The 22,613-nt window shown below is 59.2% G+C and carries 2 protein-coding genes; both read right to left on the bottom strand.

Going from position 1 to position 22,613, the window contains the following annotated elements:
* Nucleotides 1-14: 14 nt before the first annotated feature.
* Nucleotides 15-15,863 (bottom strand): SDR family NAD(P)-dependent oxidoreductase, encoded by a 15,849-nt coding sequence (locus BHU62_RS02385; protein ID WP_073528976.1) that lies wholly within the window; start codon nucleotides 15,861-15,863, stop codon nucleotides 15-17.
* Entirely contained in the window at nucleotides 15,856-22,584 is a 6,729-nt protein-coding gene (locus BHU62_RS02380; RefSeq protein WP_236720587.1) for an SDR family NAD(P)-dependent oxidoreductase, read from the bottom strand. Before BHU62_RS02380 ends, BHU62_RS02385 begins: the two co-directional genes overlap by 8 nt.
* Nucleotides 22,585-22,613: the final 29 nt, after the last annotated feature.

Below are 22,613 nucleotides of genomic sequence, written 5' to 3'. Positions count from 1 at the left end.
CTTTCGTTTTGACGCTAAACCTCCACGGTCGCCACCTCCTCGGGCGACAAACGATCAATCAGCATGTCGGGAATGGGAATGTCTTCAACTTTCAACTCCGGCTGCTCTACCATCAGCGCCAATAAGCAGCCTACGTGCTCGGCCAGCACTCGAATCAGGTCCGCCGAGAAATAACTGCGGTCGTAGATGAACGGCAGGCTCAGCTCACCGCGCGTCTTCAGCAACCCCATGAGCAAGGGCGCCGCGGGCTCCCTTTCGTCCAGTGACATCGGCAGCAATTTCTCGGCGAAAGCCGTTACGTCAACGAAGCTGTCCCGGTCATTGCTGTCAACCGACAGGCTGCCCAGTAGAGTGTGTTCGTGGAGTTGACCCCCTGCCGGGGCCAGCTGTTGATGCAAAGCAACAAAATCAAAGTGCTTATATTTCTGCACCTGCAGCAACGCGTCTTCATAAACGCGCCACACTTGCCGCAGGGTGAAGTGAGGTTTAAGCGTCAACACCAGGGGAACCGAAGATGAGAAATCGCCGTATACCGGCTCGAATTCATATCGGTCCCTGAGGTTATACGCCATCTGGATCGGCATATTGACGCCTGTGATGCGATACGCCAGCATCGCCAAGGCACAGGTCGCGAGCTGCGTAAGCGTGGTATTGTCGCGACGATTCGCCGCTTGCAGCCGGCCAAGCATCTCATCCGAGATTGACAGAGGGTACACCCCCGCTTTTTCGGCGTTTCCGGCTTTGTGATGTTGGCTTCCACGCGCGACGCGTTTGTCGCGCAGCTTAAATGACGTTCGTTTGTCATGCAGTGTGTTCAGCCAATATTCGGTGGCGCTATCCCGGTGTTCGCCGAACTGGCTCAAGGCGAAATGCGCATACTCAGCCGTGGGTATTACACCGGCAAACTCGGTGCCGTTGAGCAGCGCGGCATAGCGGAGATAAAGCTCCTGCAGAAGCATGAACAGGGTGAAACCATCGGCATGGAAGTGATGCGTAACAAAGTAAACCGCCCCCAGATCCGCGCCGTTATGAGCCACATACAGATCGAACATCGGCATCCGATCGGCGTGGAACAGTTCGTTGTTCACCGACTGTTGGAAACGCGCGAATGTCTGTTCGAACGCTGACCGGTCAATGATATGCGGCCAACAAACTTCCCGGCATTCCAGCGTCAACGCCTCATGAACGACTTGCGCCCACTGTTGCCCGAAAAGCTCGGCGCCGGTTCGCAAGATCGCGTGGCGGCTCACCATGTCGTTCAACGCCCGATTCAACAGCGACAGTTCGATGGGCGTATCCAGCCAAAAACCCTGGCCGATATTAAAGGTAGCGCGTTTTCTTACCTCGGTTTCATGCAGAACAAACGTCTGGATGTGGCTGGTCGGATAGTAACGCACCCCGTCTTCCAGGTACGACCCTAACATATCCGGTTGATTCGTTCGTTCCAGTGCACGCTGGGCGCATCGGGCATGGCGGTTAAATTCGGCGTGAAGCGCTGTCGCGCCTTTCCACACGCCAACGCCCTGCTGCAATAACCGGCTTAACTCAGTACGAGCCAACGCCGTTTCATCGGCAGTCAGTGCAGCCGTCCGCCGTATCGGCCATGAGACCGATTGAATAGAGGCCGGACGATGCGCCGGCGCCGCATCCTGATCGGCGTTGGGTGAGCGGCGGGCAATTTCTTCGGCAATCGCCCTCAGCGAGCCTCGGGTCAACAGGTCGGCGTCAAACGCCGTGACAAACGCGGAGTTGATCCGGTTTAGCAAACGCAGCCCCAGCAGTGAATCGATACCGTAGTGTGCGATCGGCTCGTCCGGATCAATTTCAGCATGAGAAAGACCGGCCAGTTCCGCCAGGATGCCGAGCAGCCGGTGCACTACCGGCTTAGAGGCCGACGGCGGGGTTGCCTGCACGGGCGTGAGGGTTGCCGATGCTTGGGCGAGCGCTTCCCCGGCCCAGCACGGGCGCAGGTCAAACGGATATGTCGGCAGCGATAGCGGGAACGTCTCGGCCGCAGAGAATGCCTGCGCGATACGCGCCTCGGGGTGGAAATCCTCAGTAAAGAAATCTACGCCCTCGACATAGAGCCGGGCTAGCTGCAACCAATTCCCGCTGTCGTTCCGATCCCGGATGGCTTGCTGCACGCCGGCAACCGCCTCCCCAGCCCCGCGTGGGCGGTTTGCATCCACCTTCCCCCGGTAGCCTTTATCCGCCGGGGTCAACGTCGCGCCCGCGATCGCCTGTGCCAGAAAATGGCGTAACTCTTCAATGTCCGCCACCACACAGGCGCACCGATAAGCGAAATGCGTGCGGCGCAACAGTAAGTTAGCCGCCAGTTGCTGCAGATCCAATTCTGGCCGGGCCTGGATGAAATCGTGCAACTCGCGGCAACGTTGCTGCAAAGCCCTTTCATTTTTTCCCGACAGCGCGATACACACCGGCCTGCGACGCGCCGAATCAGGGGCATCCGCCGCCCGCTCACGCGCGGCGGGTTCGGCGACCACAAGATGAACGTTGATTCCCGTCGCGCCGAATGAGCTGATGGCGGCTCGCCGCGCTACGCCTGCCGGCGGCTGCCAGGGAACCGTTTCCGCATTGATATAGAACGGGCCGTCTTCCAGCGCGGGCAATGCCCCCCGATCGTCGGTATTCGGCGTTCCGGGGATCGTCCGGTGTTTGATGGCCAGCAGCACCTTGAACAGGTGATTCATCCCCGAACTGTGGAAAGCATGGCCAATGTTGTTCTCAACGCTGCCCAACGCGCAGGATTGGCGCCCTCGCTCGCGATCGCCAAAGACGTTTGTCAGGGCTGCGAGCTCCGCCGCATCTGCGGCAGGCATCCCTGCCGCATGGGCTTCCACCAGCGTAATGCTCTCGGGGCGGATATCAAACCGTTGATAGGTTTCCGTCAGCAGCGCCTCCTGAGCGCCTGCGCTCGGCGCCATAATCCCATGGGTTTTGCCGTTGTGATTGCTGCCCCAGGCTTCGATCACGCCATAAATTCTGTCCCCCTCCGCTAAGGCCAATGCTAAGGGTTTCAAAATCACCACCCCCACCGATTCGCCTGGCACCATGCCGGCGGCGCGCGTCGAAAAGGCGCAACCGCGATCTGCCGGTGATAAAAGCCCGAAGCGAGAAGCGCTGATCAACATATTCGGCGTGGAGTAAATCTGCGCCCCGCCGGCAATGGCGACGTCACATTGCCCCCGCGTTAAATGGTCGCAAGCCTGAGCGATAGACAGCAGAGAGGACGCACACCCCGCCTCTACACAGAGGCAAGGCCCGTGCAGATCCAAGCTGTAAGAGACGCGCCCCGGGATCTGGGACAGCGTGATATTCGGCGCGAAATGCTCTCCGGCCGCAAAGCGCAGCGTATAATCGCCCCCGCTGCCGCAGAAGACCCCCCAGCGCTTGCCGGAGAGCGTGTCAGGCGCGATGCCCGCATCCTCAATCGCCTTCCAGCTTTCCTGTAGAAACAGACGTTCGCAAGGATCCAGCATCGAGGCTTCTTGCGGCGACATATTGAAAAACAGCGGGTCGAAGGATTTTATCTCCGAGAGAAAAGCGCCGTAGCCTTGATATTGGCCGGCTGGCCAGTCGCGATTATCCGGCGGCGGCGTAAACGAGGAGTGGCCCCGCTCAAGCAGTTGCCAGAGCTCATCCGCATTCCCGGCGCCGGGGAATTGCCCGGACATCCCGATGATCGCAATGCGCTCCCGCTCCGCCTGGCTTGGCCTGGCCGCGGCGTCTCCCACATGGGGCGCGGTTTTTTTGCCGGCTGACGCGCTCTGATAAATCGCCCGGCAGCGCTCGGAAATCATGGCGACGCTTTCGCGTTCAGATAACAGGTGAAAATGGTCTTTGGCCCGGGTGCGGAATACCTGTGCGCCGGGCAAATAGTCTAACCATCGCTGGCAATGGCTCTCATCATGGGTTAACGCTTCCCCCAGAACATGGCGATTGTTTGCCGCTAAGGCAGACTTATCCGATCGACTATCGTGACACGATGGCTCCACGGTCATGTAGTGCAAGTCGATCTCATGGGCATTCGGTAACGCTTTTACCGAATAGGCCGCCATGGCTTCGCGGTTATGTTTAAGGATCTGGGCCATATTCTCGATTTTTTCCTGCACCACCGATAACGGCTGCGCGACCCCTTTTTTGAGGCATCTTTCAGCCAGCCACGCCAGCGCGTTATCGGCGTCAATGCCCATCAGCTCCTGCTCCGTGCAGGCGAGCGTTTCAAACTCAACCTGCCCTGAGGCCAAAATGTCCTTCACACTATAGTGCAAGAAGAAATTCGCGCTCATCAGCAACGCGTCGCGATAATCAAAGGGGGACGAGTGACGCAGGTTCTCCGGCTGCGGGAACGGCGGTTCCAGCAGGATCAGGCTCGTCACCCGGAATCCCGCCAGTTGCAGCTGGCGGGCCATTTCATAGGCGATAATGCCGCCCATCGAATAGCCCGCAAGCTCATAAGGCCCGGTGGCGTTGCCGGCCTGGAGAATGTCGATATAGTAACGCGCCATGCTTTCAATGCTTTGCAACGGTTGATGCCGAGTCAGAAAGCCGCGCGAATGAATTCCCCATAGGGCGTATTCGTCCCCCAGGTTTTCAGCCACCTTCAGATATAAGCCGGTTGATCCCGTCAGCGGGTGGATCCAGAAGCGGGATCGCTCGGGTTCGCTTTCATCGCCGTCGTTGCGCCGAGCCCGCAATTGCCGGCTGAGCGGCATGCATTCCGGATAGTGTTTCAGCCAGTGTTTTTCCATTGGCGCGGTGCGGTCGTTCATCGCCGTCAGTTGCGGGGCTTCAACCGGGGCCTTCGTTGCCGGCGGAGTGACGCTATCCCCCTGGCGGTGCGCTGAGGCGTGTAGATGCAAAGACAAGGCGTCGATGCTGGGATGATCAAAGATGGCATTAATCGTGAGCCCGGCAGCTAATGACCGGTTAATCGCCTCAATAAAGCCCACCGCATTGATTGAATTGAGCCCCAGCTCGGTAAACGGCTGATGATTTTCAACCTCATTCTCTTCAAAATACAGCGCGCTTATCAGTAACGAGCGAACCTGACGGGTGGTGGCGTCAAGCGACGCGACTTCACTGTGGTTTATCGCTGCATTGCCGGCCGGCAATACGGCAACCGCCGGCTCGCGGGCCGGGCTGGGCGGTGCCGTAGGCGGGAGCGTGGCCCAGTAGCGCTTGCCCTGGAAAGGATAAACCGGTGCCCCAATGCGTTGCGGCGGCACGGTTTCCCGGTATAACTCAAACCAATCGATGTCGGCGCCGCGGCTCCATGCGCTGGCTAACGCCGTCAAATTTGTGACATTGTCACCACCTTGTGCGTCGGCAGAGTAAATGCCCGAGGACATGACGCCGGCCATGAACGACGCCAACTGCTCGCGCAGTTCCGTGATATCAGATGCGACGAAGGCTACGCGTTTCGCCATCGCATCTCGCCCGGTTTGCAGACTGTAGGCCAGCCGATCAAGCCGGGTAGCCGGATGGCATTGGAGATATTGCGCGCAGGACTGAACATAAGCATGCAGCGCTTCGGTGGTTTTTGCTGAGATCGGCACGATCGCGGCGTGCGGAGCGGCGCCGTCCCCCGTCGCCACCGGCGTTTTTGTTGTCAGCGAGGATTCGGGGTCTTCCGCACTGTATTCTTCAATGACCGCATGCGCATTGGTGCCGCTGATCCCCGTTGCGCTGATGGCCCCCATTCTGGGCTGCATGTCCCGGCGCAACCAGGGTTGGTTCTGGCGTTCAATCGTAAAGGGCGTCCGCTCCAGATTGATGTAGCGGTTGCATGTTTCAAAGCGATGGGTCGCCGGCATCGTCTGATGCGCCATCGCTTTAAGCATGGCGATGAGGCTGACGATGCCGGAGGCGGCAAACGTATGGCCGATAAGCGGTTTAATCGAGCCTAAAACGCAGCGCCGGGGATCGTCTTTCCCGCCGGCGAAGGCATCAGCCAGCGCCTGCACCTCAATCGGGTCTCCCAACTGCGAACCGGTGCTGTGGGAAATGACATATTGAATCTCGCGGGGGTCAATCTGATAGCGGTCATAGACATTTTTCAGCAATTCAGCCTGACGTAGCGGATTCGGCGCCGTAATGCCATTGGTTTTCCCGTCGTAGTTTACGCCGCTGGCTTTAATGCACCCATAGATGCGATCGCCATCGGCCTTGGCTTTTGACAACGGCTTGAGCAATACCACCGCGACCGCTTCTCCCGGCACCAACCCGTTGGCGCGTTGATCAAACACGCTGGCATTGCCGTCCGGCGACAACATCCCGCTCCGGTGCATGCTCTGATACACCCACGGTGTCATCAGCAGGTTGATCCCCCCGGCCAACGCCATTTCGCAATCCCCCTGGCGCAACGCCAGGCAGGCCTGATGAATGGCGACCAACCCCGACGCGCAGGCCGCGGTCAGGGCCATGTTCGGCCCTTTCAGATCCAGCGCATAAGAGATCCGCGCCGCCAGCGTGGCGTTCTGGTTGCCATTGATCGACCCCTGTTCACCAACCAGTGCGCCATAGTCGCTTTCTTCCGCCCCCACATACACACCGCAGGCCATGTCGCGGATGCGCTGTCCCATGTAACCCGCATCTTCAAACGTGCGCCAGGCCTCCTGCAGGAAGATCCGCTGTCTGGGATCCATCTCCATCGCCTCTTTCGGCGCAATATCGAAGAAAGCGGCATCGAAGCGCATGATGTCCTTCATGAATGCGCCCCATTGCGGAAGCGGCTGCCCTTCCTGCTCCCCGTTGCCGGTGACGGAGCGCCAGTCCCAACGCGGTTCAGACATCTCGCCGATGCAACTCTCCCCCCGAATCAACTTATCCCAGAACTCATCGATGTTATCCGCCTGCGGAAAGCGCCCGCTCATCCCGATGATGGCGATCGGTTCTTCGGCGGTGCCGGTCGGCGTTGCCGCAGCCTCCGCGTTGGCCGTGGCGAAAGTGGATGACGGCGCAGGCGTGGTGTGCGCCGCTGAGACGGCGGCGGTAGCGGTTTGTGCCGCCATTGGCGCTGACAGCATGGCATGCAGCGCCGGGGCGTGTTCACGACAGAAGTATTCCGTCAACCGTTTTACGGAGGAATGACCGAAGAGCACCGTCGGCGTGATGTCGAGATTAAAGTGCTGACTCAATTCACGGGAAAACGACGCCAGCGTGATCGAATCAAAACCGAAATCAGCAAAACCGCTGTCTAATCCGATGCGTTCCAACGGGGTACCTAGCAAGCGGTTGATCAACGTTTTCAGTCTGTTGCTGACCTCAGCGCGCAGATCTGCCGTTTCTCCAACGGGGAGTGCCGGTTGTTTCGGAGCGCGTTCGGCAGCCGTTGAAACTTCAGCGGCGCGCTGCGGGTGGCTCACCTGATGAGCTGCGCCCGAATCGGCCACCGCATGTTTCACCAGCCCCAGCAGCTGGGCGGCGCGCGCTGGTTTTCCGGCAAGCACCAGATATTGACCTTCACCTTGCTGCAAAAGCTGTTCGAAGAGCTGCAACCCTTCCGCACTGTTCAGCGCCCGTTGCCCGGTCGCGCTGAGATAAAAACCGGCGCTTTCCCGATCGTGAGCGCCCATGCGCCCTTCTTCCCAGAAAGGCCAGTTGATAATCAAGGTCTTACCGCGAAGATGCCCCTGTTTCACCTGCTCCATGCGATGTTTGCCGTAGCTCATCAGGAAACGGTTTCCCATCGCGTAATCGCAAGAGCCGAAATCGCCCAGGAATGCGGCGCTGGAAGAGAAATAGCAGACAAAGTCCAACGGCTCCGGCGTTAGCAATGCGTCTAATATTTGCGCTCCGTCCACCTTCGGCCGGAGAATCGCTTCGAAAGCCTGGCGAGACTTGGCAAAGACAGGTTCGCCGGCTTCAAGGCCGGCGGCGTGAATCACGCCAAGGATCTCGCCCATCGTGCGCTTTGCCTGCGCCAGATGAAAGCGCATGGCGCTGACATCGCACACATCCGCCTGGATGTAGTGCACCTGTCCCCCCAGCTGAACCAGCTCGTCAACCCGCGCTTTGCGCTCGGCATTCATGGCGGTACGGCCGGTCAGAATCAGTCTGGCTGAATAACGCTGCGCCAGATATCGGGCGAAAATCAAACCCAGCCCGCCGAATCCGCCGGTGATCAGGTAGGTTCCCCCCTGCTTGATCCCCGTCTCCTCCCGCGCTGTCAGGGCCGCGTGGCTTGGTTGAACCTGCAGGACATGCCGCTCTCCCTCGTCATAGCAGACGCTGTTAAAATCGTGTGCCGTAACCTGCTGATACAGCTGTGAGACATAAGGCTCTGTCACGACGGATTCGGCTGAATTCGCCACGCAGCTGGCGGCAATGGCGCATTGAGTGCCCGGCAAGGCGGCGGTCAGGGAGCGCTCGATGCCAACCCATGATTCCAGGTAAGCCCGTTCCAGCGAATGATGGCTTACCCCGGCCAACAAGAGACGCTGCGGCGCCATGTCGTTCTTCACCATTGCAGACAGGAGCTGATGCAGCGCGGCGTAATCAGATAGATGACCAGGCTCTTCCAACGGCCAGAGATACAAGATCGCACTGTGTTGCGGGAGGATCCGCGCGGCTTTCAGCTGGGTGAAGCAGCGGTGATAGTGTTCCGCCTGTGCCGTTTCGGTGTCCGCCGGCGGCAGCGGGAAAACACGTTCTCCGCGGTGTTCCGGGTGCCGGGAAACAAACACAATTTCGCTTTGCGGCGCCAACGCCCGCATTTGCAGCTGCAGCAAACGCTGATTCTCCGGCTGCGACAAGAAGCAGATCAGGGTGTTAAATTCACGGGGCGCTCGGGAGGCGGGCGGCGCCGGCATCTTATGCCACGCCTCGGTAAACAGCATCAGCGTCTCGGGCTCTTCCGCATCGACGGGAGCCGAAATCGGCGCCGACGGAGGCGTGGATGTCCCATGCGCGATCCGGCCCAGATCGTCCGGCGCGGGCAGCCAATGTTTCTCTCTGGCAAACGGATAGCCTGGCAGGCTAACGCGACAAGGTGTGGCGTGCGGGTATAGCTGACGCCAGTCCACCAGAAAACCGTCCACCCAGAAACGGGCGATCTTGTGCATGGCGCCTTGCGCTATCCAACGCTGAAGCAAAGCGGCGCTGTCATCTGCCGTTATAAAGCCGCCACTGCGGCCACCGTCTTTGCCGCCCGCGCTGCCCCGCCAGCATCCCTCAGGCAGCGTGGCCTCGTGGGCGAATGCCGTCAGTTTCTGCATTAACTCGCTGAGATCCTGCACGACAAACACCGCGCGCTCTTCCAAAGAACGCCGCCCCACCTGCAGCGTGAAGGCCAAATCCTCAGGCGGCAGGCCGTCCAGATTCGGGTGCTGCGCCAAAAATTGCGCCAGGTTTCCCGCCATCACCCGCAGTCTGTCTTCATTTTTTGCGGATAGGGGCACGATCAGCGGCTGATGTTGTTCCATTCTGCGGCGGGCCGGCGGCAGAAACTCTTCGGCGATCAGGTGCGCATTTGAACCGGTGGCGCCAAATGAACTGATCCCGGCGCGCCGGGGCGCGGCGATCGCATCGCCGTTGCGCGCCACCGTGGGCTGTTCCCAGGCCTGCGCTTCGCGTTGAATATAGAACGGCGAATGCTCCAGTTCCAGATACGGGTTTACCTGCTCTGAATGCAACAGTGAAGGCACCAGCGTCTTATGATGCAGCTGCAGGAGCACTTTGCTTAACCCACTGATGCCCGCCGCCGATTCCGCATGGCCAATGTTGGATTTCACGGAGCCGATCGCGCAAAACTGCTTATCCGGGGTATGTTGCCGGAAGGCCTTGACCAACCCCTGGATTTCGATGGGATCGCCCAGCGCCGTCCCGGTGCCGTGCGCTTCGATATAGCTGATGGTGCGCGGATCGATGCCGGTTTTTTCATAGCAGCGCAGCATCAAGTCGGCCTGCGACACCGGGCTGGGGACGGTAATGCCGCTGACTTGCCCAACGTGGTTGATGGCGCTGCCTTTGATCAGCCCATAGATATGGTCCCCGTCTGCCAGCGCTTGAGAAAGCGGTTTAAGCAGCACCGCGCCCACCCCTTCACCGGAGACGAAACCGTTCCCCCCGTCGCCAAAAGTCCGGCAACGCCCGTCGGTGGCATACATGTCCGCCAGCCCATAGGTCATGTACTTATAAGGATGCAAAGACAGATTTACCCCGCCGGCTATCGCGACCTTGCTTTCCCCCCGATGCAAGCTTTCCAGCGCCAGATGCAGCGCCGTCAGCGAAGAGGAACACACGGTATCGATGGCAAAAGAAGGGCCGTGAAAACCGCAAAAATAAGAGACCCGGTTAGCGATTGGCGCATGGTTCATCGACAGCGGCATGACCTGCCCGCGATTGACGATTTCCGCCGCGATCAGGGCGTAGTCGTTATGCATGACGCCCACAAAAACGCCGACGTCGCGCCGCTTATTGGGGCCCTGCTCGGGCACAAGCGTTTCCGGCGTGTACCCCGCATCCTCGATCGCCGTCCAGCACGTCTCCAGGAAGAGCCGCTCTTGAGGGTTGAGCCACTGTGCTTCTCTCGGGGACACGCGGAAGAACTGGGAGTCGAAACAGTCCACATCGTCGATAAATCCTCCCCATCGGGAAATCGGGCGGCCCGAGGGGGATACGATGCCTTCCAATATCCCGTTGCGCCATCTTTCCGCGGGGATCTCCGTTACGGAATCCTTGCCGGCTTTGAGATTAGCCCAAAACTCCGCCATATCTTTCGCGCCGGGGTATCGCCCCGCAATCCCGATCACCGCGATATCTTCATCACCACCGGCCGCTGTTTTCCGCAACTCAGGCGCTGCAGGGCGGATCGAGGCGGCATCCGTCTCGCCGGCGTGCGAGGCGACAGCGGTGTCCGGCGCCAAGGAGGGAGCCCTGTCCGCAGAGGCGAAAGACATCGGATAGTGTTTGACCAAATACGCGGCAAGTGCGCCGACGTTGGCATATTCAAACAGCACGGTCGGGTTCAGTTTCACCTTGAGCGACTGTTCCAGCAATCGCACCATGTGCAGCAGCCCGGCGGAATCCAGGCCCAACTCGTAATAACCAATATCGGTATCAATCTCTTCGATGTTTTTCGCCAATGTATCCGCAAGGATCTTCTTCACGCTCTGCTCGGCGCGTTCCAATGCCGAATCGCTCTGTTCGGATATGACGGATGGGGTCACAGACAGGGTTTCATTTTTCATAGGCTCAATGGGGTTAGCAGGCGTAACGGCAGACTCAGCCGGGGCGTGGGGACGCGATGCATGGATGGCTGCGGCGTCACGCACACGCTTGCAGGTGAAGTTTTTCAGCTCGCCAATCTTTTCGCCGCCGGGCGTAAAGAATTCCATCGTCAGATACGAGAGCTGCGGCGTTTGTTTCAGCGATTCGCGGCCGATCCGGGTAATGCAGTGTGCCGATAACGGCGCCGTCGCCCGGAAGGACTCGTAATAAAGCGGCAAGAAGATGTCCTGCCGTTCGTTCTGTTCCAGGAACAGACTCCCGGAACCGATGGCGCTGCCGTCGATCAACACCGGGTGGAACAAATAGCCTTCGGCGCCGGGCAACGGTTCGTCAGGTACGGCGATGTCGATCAAATTAGCCGAAGGCAGGTGATAAATCACGCCGTCGCCGACCATCGGCCCGCTGTGGCGAATATCGGCCCCGCCAAACGTTTCGTAGGCTTCCCGTAGCCCCAACTGCCCGTTGGTGCGTTGTTTCAACTGGATAAAGTCAAGCGTTTCATTGAACGGCGCGGCCTGCACCGGGTGCATTTCTGCACTCATGTAGACTTTCGGCTCCGTTCGCCGCCCATCGGATATCTCGCTGCCTTCTACGCTGAGCTGCCAGTACCCGTGCTCATGTTTTTGACAATGGATATGCGCCTCCACCGCGTAGTCGTCGGCAATGGTCAACGGGTGATGGATGACCAGGTTGCGCATTTCCAACTGCCGATAATCCATGCCCTGACGCTGGAAAAACTGGAACAGCAGATCGATATACGCCAGGCCGGGCATCAGCGATTGGCCAAATGCCTTGTGATGACGCAAAACGGGATGTTGGCGATCAAAAGGCCGGCTCCAGGGATGCCCCGCCGGGAATAGATCCGCTTTCCCGATGGCGTAACGGCCATCTTCAATGGCGACCTGCTCGGTGGCCCCGGCATCCGACGCGCGGAAAACCGTTTTCGCAAAGCGATAGCCCGGCAAATGAACTCGGTTGGGCGCCGCCGAATAGAAACTTTGCCAGTCGACGAGGCGCCCCTGCTGCCAGGCGTAGCCGACATCCTCCAGTTCTGCCTGGGAAAGCTGGTGTAAACGGCGGTATTGGTAGGTCTCTGCGGTTAACCGCGGCTGTTTTCTGGCGGCGGGCGTGGCCTGGCCTGCCGCCGTTTGCCGTTGACAAAATGCCTGCAGCTGCTGCAGGCAGTCATGAAGATCCCGCGCGATTATAAAGAAGCGTTCCGACATCGCTTCGCGCCCGACTTGCAATGTGTACGCCATTGATTGCATCAAGGCACGGGCATCGTCTTCGCTAGCGTCGCCCTGCCGCGCCAGCGTTTCCAGATAGGCGATCAGCGTCTCCGCCTGCGCGTACAGACTGTCCGTCGTTTTGGCCGACAAGGGCATCATCCAACCGGCGAGCGCCGGTTCGGTCGCCGCTGGCTTCGCGACATACTCTTCGATGACCAGATGGGCGTTGGTACCACTGTGGCCGAAAGAATTCAGGGCCGCCAACCGCGGGGTATCGCCGCGGCGATCCCACGATGAAGACGCACTCTGAATGTAAAATGCGGAGTCCTGCAATTCGAACAGCGGATTGATCTGTTGATAATCTCTCAAACCCGGCAGTTGGCGATGGCGCATCGACAGCACGATCTTGATCAGGCCAATCACGCCTGACGCAGCGGAAGTATGGCCGATATGCGATTTCACGCTGCCCAGTGCGCAGAAACGCGGTTTGGCGGTCAGCGCTTTAAAAGTACGCGCCAGCGCATTGACCTCAATGGTATCCCCTAACTTGCCGCCGGTGGCGTGCGCTTCAAAGTAGCTTATGTCCTCAGGGTTGATGCGGTACTTCCGATAGACCTGTTCCAACAATTGTTGCTGTGCGGCGCCACTCGGCGCCGTGATGCCATTGCTGGCGCCATCCTGATTGATGCCTGAGGCGCGGATGACGGCGTGGATGGGGTCGCCGTCCGCGATGGCCTGATCCAGATTTTTCAGCACGACCATGCCAATCCCTTCCGCGAGCAGCATGCCGTCGGCTGCCCGATCAAACACGGGGCATGTCGCGTTGCGGGACAGCAACCCAATGCCGGACAGGCTCGCCAGCGCGTCGGCATCCAGCGCTGCAAAGACGCCTCCGGCCAATGCGAGCGTCGTTTCACGGCGGCGCAGGCTTTCGCACGCCAGATGTATCGCCACGGCTGACGATGAACAGCCGGTATTGACCACCAGCGCCGGGCCCTTCATATCTAAAAAATAAGAGACGCGTGACGCGATAATCGCCTCGGACGAGCCAACAAACGAGCCGTGGCGGTAATTGGCGGGTTCTGCGCCAATGAACACGCCCGCCTCGGTCCCGGCCAGCGCTTTGGGGTTATAACCGGCATCCTCCAGCGCCTTCCAGCTTTCTTGCAGCACCAGACGCTGATGAGGGCTCATCGACAAGGCATCCTGCTCGGAGATGCGGAAGAACGTGGCATCGAAACAGTCCCGGTCTTTAACGATACCGCCCCACTGGCAATACGTTTTCCCGTCACGAACCGCCATTTCTTTATCCGTATCGGCGGAATATCTCGCCGGATCCAAATAATGACGAGGCAACGCTTCAATTCCGGTGTTATCTGCCGCAAGGTTCTGCCAGAAATCGTGGATATCGCCGGCGCCGGGGAACTGCCCCGCCATGCCGATCACCGCGATCGCATCCGGATCGGCGTGCCGTGGCCCGGAAGCGTTCGCTTTTGACGATGTGGCCACCGGTGCCGGATCCCGCTGCCGGTTTGGGGTGGAATCCGGCTGCGGTTCCGACGTCATGCTCAGCTCGGGGTAAGCCCGGCCGATATGCGCGCTTAACGCTTCGATCGTCGTATAGTCATAGAGCACCGCCGGGTTTAACGTGATCCCCAGTGATTGATTGATCTGATTGATAAAATTAACGCTGAGAATTGAGTCAATGCCGAAATCTGCCAATGCCGTCTGCTCATCGATGCGTTCTGGCCGCAGGTTGACCGTCTTAGCCAATCCGTCAATCACACTGTCCGTAATATATTTGCGCCTGTCTGCAGCGTGCGGCTCCGTCCGAGCGCCCGACGCATCGCCACCATCGGGCGCGGCGGCGATGGCCAGCGAGGAAAGCACCGCATCTCTGGCGGTGCGGTGGATATGGCCAGTCAGCGCGGTAACGGTTTGGTAATCGTAAAGCGCCGCCGGGTTCAGGTGAACGCCCATTAATTCGTTAATTTTATTGGTGAAATTAACGGTCAAAATAGAGTCGATACCGTATTCGGCAAAGGCGGTTTGCACATCGATTTGCTCAGGCGCAAGGCTGACCGCTTGCGCCAGCGCCGACGCGATCGCGTCGCTGATATGGGCGGTAAGGCGCTCTTCCGTGAGGTTGGTGTCGGCGGCCGGTGCCGACGCGCGTGCAAGGGGACGCGGCGTCACCGGTTGCTTGTCATGCTGCTTGTTTTTCTTCGGCCGGTGGGTTTGCTGCCGGATAACGCCGTTGCTGAGGGCGACAATAATGGTTTGCCCCAGCGCATGTGCTTTTTGCGCCGGAAACTCAACCGAGTGAAACCCCTCTTCTTCCAGTATCTCTCGCCAGGTGTCAGGCGCTATTGCCGGGCTGCCCGCTATGCGCAATGCGCTATCCTGATGCAACCACCAGCCTTTGAGCAGCCCGAACGTCAAATGCGTGAAAACGGACTTATCGCTCAGCTCATTGATCACTACCATACCGCCGTTGCGCAAGGCGGCTTTGCAATGGCGCAGCGTGCTCCGAATATCCCTGGTGGCATGGAGCACGTTTGTTGCGATCGCCACATCAAAGGAAGCCGGGAGAATCGGCTGCGTCGCCAAAGGCTGCTCAATGTCCCACAGCGCATAGTCAAGAAACGGGCAAGTGGGCCCATAGCTGCGCCTGGCATGCATCAAAAAGGCCTGGGAAAGATCCGTATACAGGTATTTTTGAATATTGTCTTGATGCGCCATCAACGCCGGCAGAACCATGGCCGTCGTGCCGCCGGTGCCGGCGCCGATCTCAACCAGACTCAATTGCGCCTGGCGATCGCCCCGCAGCACGTCGCTCACATAGTCGCTGACGGTTTTCGTCAGCACCCGGTTGAACAGATCTGAAACCGGATTATCTTTATAAATGCCTTCAACTTTTTCCATCGACGCATCGGGGAACAACACTTCCGTCGCCGGCAGTTCTCCGGTCAGGATCTGCGGCAGATGGCGCAAACAGGCATCGACAAGATTCATTTGCGTCATGCGTGCAGGGTCATGCCGATGGCCATCGCGAAACTCATCCCAGGCCTGCCATACCGCCTGCGCTTGCTCCGCGCCCGGCCCATGACAAATCAGCGCGCCGTCCCGCCAGGCTATCAGTCCGGCTTCCAGCAGCAGCCCGACCGATTCGCGCCACCAGGGCCGAAACTGCGGGTCAAGCCCCCAATGGTCGGTATGCTCCGTAAAATCATCGTGATGGGCAGGCGCTGAGAAAGCGCCAAGCCGATCGAGCTGGAGATACAGCAGTTGAGTCAGCCAGGCGTTGATGGCGTGAGGATGATGGGACTGCAACAGCAAGTCGGTCTCTTTATCCCATTGATTGTCAGAGATCTTAGGCATTGATCAGCCCCTGGTTAACGGTATCGGATGAAGGGTGGCGTTGATGGCTGACCAGCACGGACTCATGCGGATGCAGATTCATCAGTTGCTGGACAGGCGCGGAGGCATTCAGGCACACAAACTGCCCTTGGCGTCGCTGCTGTAGCAGCGTGACGAAACGTTCAAAACAGGCGAAGCCGTCCGCATCGCTCAGGGCGAAAATACTCTGGCTGGCCGGCAAACCGGCCAGGGAGGCTTGCCAGAATCCCCAGTTGATAATTCCCACGGGGAAATCGGCCTGCGCCTGCAGGCTGCGCACCAGCGTGTCGGAGAAAGTAATCCCGGCGGCATACGCCGACAGCGTCGCGGCGCCAGAGAACGAGAAGGCCTGGCAGGAAGAAAAATAGGCCAGGAAATCCAGTGATTCATGGCGGAGCGCCCGGTAGAAATTAAGGCTGCCTGACGCCTTGACCTGCAGTATTTGCCAGAAAGCCTCTTCGGTTGTCTGGCTGACGGTATTCTCGGCGTCAAAAACCAGGCCGGCGAATACCGCCCCGTCGATGCGGGGATAGCGGCGCTTGATTTGCGCCAGGGCCGCCTCCAGGGAGGCCAAGTCGGTCGCATCGGCCTGGAAATAATCCGGCCGTTCGCCCACGCTGGCCAACGCATCCAAGCGGCTTTGCACCGCCGGGCTGCTTTCAGATTGGCGCCCCAGCCAAATCACTTTCGCCTGGTATTGTTGCAACAGCTGGCGGGTGATGACGCCGCCCACCGTGCCGCTGCCTCCCAGGATCAGATAAACGCCGCCATGCTTGATGGCGTTTTCGTCGCCGTAACTTTGCGGATCCAGACGGAAGAAGGTCTGGCGGTAGCGCCGCCCGGAAGACAAGCGAATTTGCTCGCCCCGTTCGCTGGCCGCTTCGTTGATGATCTGCCACAGCAATTTTTCGCGCCGCTCGGGCGACTGCAGGTCGCGCGAGGAAATATCCAAATTCCTGACCCGGAAACGGTGATCGCCCTGGGCGATGGCATAAGCCAGGCCGCTTATTCCGGCGCCGTGGTAGCGGATCTCATCGGGCGACCAGGCGTGGTTGTCCTGCGTCAGCACGGTAAGATCCACCTCGGTCTCTTTCGCCAGCCGCTGCTGCAGCGATTTCACCAAGCGCAGCAGTTGCAACTCGTTTTGTTCCAGGCTGGCCGTGATCGCTTCCGCATCGCCCCGTTGCGGGTCAATGGCGCTGTCAGCGATGAAAAAGACGCGCTGGATGCCGCCGGCGCCATCCAGGCACTGGCCGAGGGCTTTTTCATCCCGAATGTCACATGCCCAGCGATCGGGGCCGATTGGCTGATTGGCCGCAGAGCGCAGGGAGAAACGCAGCAGACGCGGGGTTTGGCCGGCCAGCCTGGCGACCAGCGCGCTTTCCAGTTCCGTTTCCTGTGCGCCCCCGACGATCAGAACCGCCCCCGTGCCAGGCATAACGGTAAGCGCCTGCTGGGAAGCGTCATCCGCTTCCCAGAGCACGACATGGCTGAAGTCATCACCGGGATCGGGCTGCATTTGCGCCGCGCTCGACGCGAGCTCACTGGGCACCCCGCCTGGCGTTTGATCTGTCGGTGCGCTCAACGCCGCGTGGCGGGCACCTTTGATCCAATATTGATCGGTGGCGAACGGATAAGTCGGTAAACTGAGCCGCTGCGGCCGCTGCTGCGGGTATAACCGATACCAGTCGATCACCATTCCTTTTACCCATAGCGCCAGGACCTTGGCGTATTTACGCTTCTGGAACCAAAGGTCGAGAGTGGCCGTCAGGTCTTCATCTGCGACGAACATAGCCAGCATCTCTTTATTCTGCCGGACATTACCGCGATAAAGGCCGTCGATAACCTCTTCCCCCGCCAGAAACTGGCTGAGTTTTTCGGCCAATTCATCGAGGGACGCGGTAAGGATCCCCAACCGGTGATCCATCGCCTCCCGCCCGACCTGCAGGGTATAGGCGAGTGCATCCAGCGGCGGTCGCGCTTTATTTTCAGCCGTAATCCGGGTTAGCAGATTCTGCGCCGCCGCCGTCAGGCGCTCGGCATTCTTTGCCGACAGGATGACCATAACGGGTTCCGCAGGGTCTTGGCGCCGGTCTTCCGCCGGCACCGCTCGTCCACCGGTGTATTCCTCCAGCACGATATGCGCGTTGGCGCCGCCAAAGCCGAATGAGCTGACGCCGGCCCGGCGAGGCAGCGCGTGGCCCTGCGGATCGCGCGGGGCAAGCCAGGGCTGGTTCTCCCGCACGACATAGAAAGGTGAGTTATCCAGTTGGATATAAGGATTGAGCTGTTCGGCATGCAAGCTTTTCACCAGCGTCTTGTGTTGCAGCTGCAATAACACTTTGATCACCCCGGCAATGCCGGCCGCCATTTCCAAATGGCCGATATTGGTCTTTATCGAGCCCAAACCGCAGTGCTGAGGCTTGTCGCCCAGTTCGGTCGTCGCCGGCGTCTTGCGATATAAATCTTGAAACGCGGTTTTCAGCCCGTCGATCTCTATCGGATCGCCCAATGGCGTTCCTGTCCCGTGAGCCTCGATGTATCCGACGCTGCGCGGATCGATCCCGGCCTTGGCGTAAGCTCGCTTCAACAAAGCCGTTTGCGCTTTCGGATTGGGGGCCGTTAATGAATTGGCCCGGCCACCGTGATTTTCAGCGCTGGAGCGAATCAAGCCATAGATATGATCGCCCGCCGCTTCCGCGTCGCTGAGTTTGCGCAGGAAAAGCATGCCGACGCCTTCCCCCCGCACATAACCGTTAGCCGTGCTGGAAAACGTTTTACAGCGCCCGTCCTGGCACAGCATGCCGGCCTTGCTGAAGCTGATATAGCCGTCAGGGGTCACCAGCGTATTCACGCCGCCAACAATCGCCTGTTCACATTCGCCGGCGTCGATGGCCTGAACGGCGCGGTGAATGGCGATCAGAGAGGAAGAGCACGCCGTTTCCACCGGTTCGCTGGGGCCGTGAACATTCAGGAAGAAGCTCATCCGATTCGGCCCGACGGAGGGAACAATCCCGGTCATCGAATACCCTTCGATGGGGAGCCTGGCCTCCGAGATAAGGCTGCCGTACCCGCTCATGCCGGTTCCTACGAAAATGCCGGTGTCGGTGCCGGAGAGTTCACCGGCGCTGTAGCCCGCGTCTTCAATGACGCTCCAGATGTACGTCATCAGCAATCGTTGCTGAGGATCCATCAACTCGGCTTCTTTCGGCGAAATGCCGAAAAACAGGGGATCAAATTCATCGATGCCATCAATGAACCCGCCCCATTTCACTTGGCATTTGTTTACCTCGCGCACCGGATCGCCATACAACGCGCGCCAGTCCCAGCGCTGCTCCGGGATCTCCCGAATACAATCCTTGCCGTTCACCAGATTGTCCCAAAAGGCATCCAGATCCTGGGCCATCGGGAAACGGCCCGTCATGCCGACAATGGCTATCGGCTCGTTTACCGGCGCGGTTGGTGGGCCGGCCACCGCAAGCCGCGCCGTCTCGTGCCGGGTCACCGTGCGCTGAGTGCGGGCTGCCGCGCTCTGGGGGGACGCCTCGTGAGAGGTATCCCCGTTTTCCCGCTCAGCCTGTGCGGCGGGTTGTGAGGTTGGTTTATGCTCGCCGAGCAACGTTGAGAAGGCGTTCGGGTGGGTCTGTGCCAGGTAGCCGACAAACTCTCCCAGGGTGGAATATTCAAAAAATACCGTGGGCGTCAGCGTCAGTGAGTACTGGCGATTCAACAGGTTGGTAAATTCCGTGAGCTGAATGGAGTCCAGGCCAAACCGAGACAGTTCCACCTTGGGATCGATTCGCCCCGGCTCCAGCTTTCGCAGCCTGGCCAGCGATTGTTGCATCAGAGGGAGCAGCCTGTCCTGCAATCCCTTGTTCTCCGCGTTCTGCGTGGCGGCCGGCGTGGCGGAATGCGGCACCTCGGGCAGCGCGGTGTCGGCGGGTACCGCCGAACTGACGCCGATCGGCGCACTGTCCACCGCCCGGGAAGAAAAACCGCACAGTCGTACCCAAACCTGGCCGGTCTCATCGCATAAGTCATAATCCATTTTTTTGACTTTGTCGGTTCTCGTGGCGCCGGCTTTAAACCGGGCCCAGACCCACAGGCGTACCGGCAGCGCGTTTGCCCCTGGCCGCGGGAATATCTCCAAACTCTCCAGGGCAAACGGCAACGCAAACTCAGGATGCTCAGCATCCACCAGCAGACCGGCAGCCATTTGTAATGCCGAATCCATCAGGCTGGGGTGTAAAAAGAGTTGGCTGTGACTTTGGGCCACGCAGGCCGGCAATTCGATGCGGGCAATGGCCTGCGCCTCGCCTTCATCAATCGCGACCACGCCCTGATAAGCCGGCCCGTGGAGGATATCCATCGCGCTGTAAGCGGCATAACATGCCTGGCTGTCCAGATGCCTGACGTCACACTGCTGCTGCAGCGCGGGGATGTCGATCGCGGGGGGCGGTGCCAACGCCGCGTCGGGCATTATTCTGGCTTGCCCCCGACAATGCGTTACCCTATCGCCTTCCTCTGCGGATGCACCGGCGCTGTATATCTCGAAGCCAAAGCGCGCCTCGCCTTCGGGGTACAGTTCAACGGCAACCTTCAACCCCGGTTCCTGCACGCGCATTGGCCGTATCCAGCTGATGTTCTCCAGCCGGATCGCCGTCGGTTGGCCTAAAGCATCGGCCAGCGCCGCCCGCGCCAATTCCAGGTAGGCGACCCCAGGCAACACTTTCTGGCCTTTAACAAGATGGTCGGCCAGAAAAAACTCCTGCCCGGTAAAGAAACTGCTGTAACGCTGCGTATAAAAATCCGACGTATTCTGCTGCACCAACGGATGCAGGTCGCGATGAGTATGATCGCCCTGCGGCTTTGACGCTGACACCGCCGCACTCCAGTAATGCTCGCGGTTAAACGGATAACGAGGCAGCGACAACTTGTGAAACGCCGGCACGCCGAGGGCCTGAACCAGCGGAAAATCGACCCCTTGAACCCACAGATCGATCAGAAAACGCTTGTCGTTTTCCCACTCCAGCGTTGTCAGCAACGTTGACAGGCGTTGATGGCGGTTAAACATGTCGAGCGCGTTATTCTCATCACGCGTTCCACTTTTCAGGTAGTAAGCTTTCTGCCCTTTGGCGGCAATGAACTGGGTCAGTTTTTCCTGTAACTGGCCCAAGCTGGTATAACGAAAGACCACCCGCTGCTCAAACTTGTTGCGCGCTGTCAGATAAAAATACTCCAGTGCGCCAGGCGTGATGTCCGGGGAGCGCTGCAGAAAGGCCAAGAGAGATTCCGCATAGTCGATCCACTGCCATTCATGCATCGTCGACAATGCCAGAAAGTATCCCGCGCCCGGTGCCGACGCATCGTCAACGCTGACGGCGGCGGGAGTGAATGCCTCCAGCAGCAAATGGGCGTTAACCCCGCCTGCGCCGAAGTTATTAATTGCTGCCCGGCGAGCAATCTCGTGGCCATGCGCATCCAAAAGCGGTGCCCACGCTTCTGTCGCGTCGTTGAGATAAAAACGCGAACCGGCGAGCTTGATATTGTCACTGCAGGCGGTGAAATCCTTGATCCCCGGTTTTTTCTGCATTTTAAACGCATGCAACACGCGGATCAGCGACACCATCCCGGAGGCCGAGTTGGCATGGCCCATATTCGGTTTGAGCGTACTGATTTTGCACGGCGTCCCCGTCGCGGGCGCCTGACGCGTTGCCAATTGCGCATCCGCACGTTTGAACGCTTTGATTTCTTCGGCATCAGCCAGCAGCGATGAAGCGCCATGCGCTTCGATATAACCCACGGTATCCGCATCGATGCCGGCTTGACGATAGGCACTGACCATGACCTCCGCCTGTGATTCGGCCGAAGGCATCGTCAGGCTGCCATAGCCCCCGGTATGGTTGACGGCGGAGCCCAGGATCACCCCATGAATGTTATCCCGATCGTCAATCGCCTGGGATAACCGCTTAAGCAACACGGTGACCGTCGCTTCCGCCGGCAGAAAGCCCTTGGCGTCGGCCTGAAACGGAGAACAGGTCGCCTCTCCCCCGAGAATGCCCAGTGACTCCTGCCCCAAATACGATCCGGCCAGTGCATCGCCGAATAACAGATTGGCGGCGCCGACCAGCGCATAATCCGTCTCTCCGCGCAGCAGCGCTTCCTTCGCCTGGTGCAACGCCACGCTGGCGCCGGAACAGGCCGTATCGATATACAGGCTTTTGCCGTTAAAACGAAAAGCGTGCGAGAGGTAATTCGGTAAAGACCAGGACATCATTCCCAAGATGGAATAGCTCGTCAGCTCAGCCTTGGCGAGAAACGGCGTATAAGCGGCGCCTTCCGAAGCGATATAAACATCGACTTTGGCCTCACGCAGCTGTTGCGGCAAATAACAGGCATCCTCCAACGTATGCCACGTGGACATCAAGAGCAAACGCGTTCTTGGATCCATGTATTCGGCTTCCATTGGGCCGATATTGAATACGTCAGGATCGAATCCGGATATGTCATGCAAAAACGCACCGTATCTGCCCTGCATTTCCGGCCCGGGAAAGTGATTGTCGGGCACCGGTGAAAACAGAGACGCTTGCTTATCCAGTTTGGCGCAAAACTCTTCGAGAGAGTCGGCGCCAGGAAAGAATCCGCCTATACCGATAATGGCAACCGCGTCTTTTCTTTCATCGGGGTTCAGGCTGGTGGCCATTTCCTTATCATGTATATTATTTAATATCG

The sequence above is a fragment of the Serratia marcescens genome (genome assembly GCF_001902635.1).
GTDB classification, from domain to species: Bacteria; Pseudomonadota; Gammaproteobacteria; order Enterobacterales; family Enterobacteriaceae; genus Serratia; species Serratia marcescens_F.
The sequence above is the reverse complement of the archived record's forward strand: the minus strand, read 5'-3'. Positions and strand labels throughout refer to the sequence as shown.

Coding starts and splice junctions, on each gene's coding strand:
- BHU62_RS02385 (WP_073528976.1), bottom strand. CDS start 15,863: ATGCCTAAGATCTCTGACAATCAATGGGATAAAGAGACCGACTTGCTG.
- BHU62_RS02380 (WP_236720587.1), bottom strand. CDS start 22,584: ATGGCCACCAGCCTGAACCCCGATGAAAGAAAAGACGCGGTTGCCATT.